3 protein-coding genes are annotated in these 2,994 nt (G+C 52.9%); all 3 read left to right on the top strand.

Features of this window, described 5'->3' with window-relative positions; translation table 11 throughout:
* Window positions 1-1,021: TRAP transporter substrate-binding protein DctP (gene dctP, locus MELB17_RS22960; protein ID WP_007352738.1), on the top strand; the 1,021-nt coding region annotated here is incomplete at its 5' end.
* Window positions 1,014-1,550: a TRAP transporter small permease subunit gene (locus MELB17_RS22955; RefSeq protein WP_007352737.1), complete on the top strand. Its 537-nt coding sequence runs from the start codon at window positions 1,014-1,016 to the stop codon at window positions 1,548-1,550. The genes dctP and MELB17_RS22955, both read left to right, overlap by 8 nt.
* 95 nt (window positions 1,551-1,645) lie before the next feature.
* Window positions 1,646-2,965: a TRAP transporter large permease gene (locus MELB17_RS22950; protein WP_007352736.1), complete on the top strand. Its 1,320-nt coding sequence runs from the start codon at window positions 1,646-1,648 to the stop codon at window positions 2,963-2,965.
* Window positions 2,966-2,994: the final 29 nt, after the last annotated feature.

The following is a 2,994-nucleotide window of genomic DNA, read 5'->3' as shown; positions in this document are numbered from 1 at the left end:
TATGAAGCTCTCAGTATTCGTGAAAAGCGTTCTTGCCACCTCCCTTGCGGTTTCCGTGCTTGCCAGCCAGGCGGCTTACGCTGAAACGATGCGTCTGCGCATGCATACGTTTTACGGCACAGAAGTTGACCAAATCGCCGCTGACTTAAGCGACCGCGTCAAAGAAGCCAGTGATGGTTCTCTCCAGATCCAGTTTTTCCGTGGCGGTGAGCTGGTCGACAGCGATCAGTTTGTAGAAGCCGTTGCGCAGGGCAGCATCAGTATTGCCCACGGTGTAGGCAGCTACTGGCCGGGCACGGTTGGTATCGGCACTATCGAAGCCGGTCTTCCTGGCGCTTGGGTGAATGTAGAGGAAGCGCGCGATATTTTTGCTAATCAAGGACTGGATAAGATCATTGCAGAAGCCTACGAAGAAAAAGGCGTCAAGCTGATTGGACGCGGCTTCGGCAGTGATTATGGCCTGGTGACGACTAAGCCGGTCACCAGCCTGGAAGATCTTGGCGATATGCGTATCCGGGCCACCAGTTCTATTGCCACGGTATTGCAGAAGTTTGATATTCCAACGGCCTTCATTCCAGGCGAAGAGCTTTATATCGCTCTTTCGACCGGCGTTATCGACGGCGCTGTTTATGGTGGCCCGGTCGAGTACGAGCAGCTGCGGATTAACGAGGTAGCCGGTTACTACACCGACCTGAATCTTCTCAATCCGGGCTGGACAGAAAACCTGCTGATTAACCCGGGTACCTGGGAGAAGATGAGCGACGAGCAACAGCAGATTCTTCAAACAGAGCTTGATCAATACCTGCTTGACGTCCACAACTGGCTGGAAGAAGGCAATCAGCGCCTTATCGACGAAGGCACGTTGTTTGAATTTGCCACTTTGTCAGAAGAAGATTCCCGTGATTTGGCAGAAGCGTCCCTTCCCATCTGGAGAGAAGAAGCTGCCCGCTCTGAGCGCAACGCCCGCGCCGTCGAGATCCTGATCCAAAATGCCAAAGCGAAAGGCCGCCTCAGTGAGTAAGATTACCCGCTATCTTCGTTTTCAGGATGGGCTTTCCGAATGGATCGGCCGAGCCACCTCCTGGCTGACGTTAGGTATCATCGGTGTACTGCTGTATGAAGTCGCTGCTCGCTATATTTTCAACGCCCCCACCGTGTGGGGGCACGAGCTGGCAACGATGTTTTTCGGCGCGTTGAGCATTCTGGCCGGAAGCTATACGTTGCTCCATCGACAGCATGTGTGCAGCGACGTTATCTATCGTTTATTTCCATTGCGCGGGCAGGCCCTCTGCGACGTGATTGTGTACACGTTAGGCATTCTCGTTCTGGCCGTGTTTTTCAAAATGGCGGTTGAGTTCGCATACCGCTCATGGCTGATCGGCGAATACTCCAACAGCAGCATCTGGCGTCCATTGGTATGGCCTATTAAAGCAACAATCCCTGTTGCTGTTGGACTTTTGATCCTGCAGTCCATAGCAGAGCTTGTTCGTGCCTTAGTCCGCCTTGCGGGCGTGCCTTTTGACGACCCGAGAATTGACACGGGCGAATAGTGAAGGCCCCCCCCCGGTAAGACAGGCATTGCGATAATGTTAAATTGTGACGTAATAAGAAACACATTCAGGTATACCCTGAAAGGGCTTTTCCGATGACAAATTTAGACCCCATTACCATCACTGCGATCATGTTTTGCTCCATGATTGTGCTGATGGTAATCGGTGCTCCACTGGCCTGGGCACTGATGATTTCAGGCATGGGCAGTGCCTATCTGATGTTCGGCCCTGGCGGGCTGCAGTTTCTGCTTTCGTCAGCCTTCAGCACCATGGACAACTTTTTGCTGGTTGCACTCCCTTTGTTCATATTTATGGGGCTGGTGCTGGAGCGCTCAGGGATCACTGACGATCTTTTTGAGATGATACACAAACTGATGGGCCGGCTTCCTGGCGGTCTTGGTGTAGGTACTGTTTTGATCTGTGCCCTTATCGCCGCCATGGCTGGTGTTTCGGGTGCGGCGACCGTAAGCCTGGGCATCATTGCATTGCCTGCCATGCTGAAACGCGGCTACGACAAAAAGCTGGCTACCGGCACCATTATGGCCGGCGGAGCACTCGGCTTTTTGATCCCACCGAGTGTGGTGATGATCGTCTATGCCTTTCTGGCACGGGAATCTGTGGGCAAACTGTTCGCTGCGGGTTTAATGCCGGGCCTGATGCTGGCGGGCATTTACATGGCATACATACTCATACGCTGCCGCCTGAACCCGGCACTGGGTCCCGCCGCGCCGGTGGAAGAACAATTTACCGCGAAAGAGAAGTTCATGTCTCTGCGCCATCTTATCTCTCCGGGTATTCTGGTCACAACGGTACTGGGCTGCATTATTGGTGGCGTAACGTCGCCGTCTGAGGCGTCTGCGGTAGGCGCTGCCGGAGCACTGCTTATCGCCGCCATGCACGGGCGATTGAGCTGGAGCCTGCTGCGTTACGTTATGCTGACTACAACAAAAATCACCGGTATGCTGTTGTGGATTGCGATAGCCGCGGTATTTTTCAGCCGGATTTACATGGGGTTAGGTGCTGACATGATTGTCAGTGACTTAATTGATGCGTTCTCGCTGTCGCCCTATGTTGTCATCATTATAATGCTGGCCACCTTCTTCGTGCTGGGCATGTTCCTGGATGACTTTGCCATCCTGTTCATTACCATCCCGATTTACGTGCCCATCGTGCGCGATCTGGGTTTCGATACCACCTGGTTTGCGGTGTTGTTTGTTCTTAGCATGCAATCAGCGTATTTAACGCCCCCGTTTGGCTACAATCTGTTCTACATGCGATCGGTGGCGCCAAAATCCATCACCATTGTGGATATTTATTACTCGGCGCTGCCCTACGTTGGTTTGCAACTTTTTGGCCTTGCACTGGTTGTTGCTTTTCCAAGCATTGCGCTGTGGCTACCCGGCTTGTTGTTTTAAAAAACGCATCGCCTGCTTTACAGGTAGTA

It is taken from the genome of Marinobacter sp. ELB17 (assembly GCF_000169375.1).
GTDB lineage: Bacteria > Pseudomonadota > Gammaproteobacteria > Pseudomonadales > Oleiphilaceae > Marinobacter.
Note: the sequence above shows the minus strand (reverse complement) of the source record. Positions and strands in the feature narration are given on the sequence as shown.

Bases quoted from the DNA above. Each gene is read 5' to 3' on its own strand.
- MELB17_RS22950 (WP_007352736.1), top strand. From the start codon at position 1,646: ATGACAAATTTAGACCCCATTACCATCACTGCGATCATGTTTTGCTCC.